General features: G+C 59.5%; 1 protein-coding gene. It reads left to right on the top strand.

The features are described from left to right. Nucleotides 1-261: 261 nt before the first annotated feature. Nucleotides 262-661, top strand: a 400-nt coding sequence (locus GEV06_28880) for a hypothetical protein (protein ID MPZ21857.1), incomplete at its 3' end; no start/stop codon positions are given.

Consider the following 661-nt stretch of genomic DNA (forward strand, 5'->3'; position numbering starts at 1 on the left):
GAGCAGCAGACTCTTAATCTGCGGGTTGAAGGTTCGAGTCCTTCGCGGCTCACCATTAATACCAATAAAATCAAATAGTTAGGGCGCGTGAATCGCGGGAGTATGCCCGGCTCTTTTGGTTGGGGTAACGCCGGGGTAGCGGCGGGGTAGCGGGAAAGTTTACGCCTGCCTAAGATTGTGCTTGACATAGCCCTAGGCGTAGGCGTAGACTTCTCTCATGCCGTTGGACATGACGTCCACGGGGGAAAGGGACAGGGACGAATGACGGATGAAGAACGTGAAAAGACCGCTTGGCATGAGGCCGGGCATGCCGTTATGCGGTGGCTAGAGAACCTGCCCGCAACCGAGCTGACGCTCCACGAAACCGGCGGGTTGTGCGCGGGGACGGGACGCATGGTGTCGGCGGACAAAACGCTCAACGTGGGGCTCGCCGGATACGCGGTGGAGGCAACCTACCTGCTCTTCGGCACGACGATAGACATCGCCGCTTCCCGCACGTCGGACTTTGACGAGGCGCGCGAGTGTCTGAAATCGCGACCACATCTCTGCTGGGTCGCGGTGGGCGAAAAGATACGGATAGCAAGCGTGGACGAAGCACTCGAGTGGCGCTTCAAGTTTGTCTGCGAGCGTCTCGGCCGCTATTCCGGGCTCGTGGACCTCA

The sequence above is a fragment of the Luteitalea sp. genome (genome assembly GCA_009377605.1).
Classification (GTDB): domain Bacteria; phylum Acidobacteriota; class Vicinamibacteria; order Vicinamibacterales; family Vicinamibacteraceae; genus WHTT01.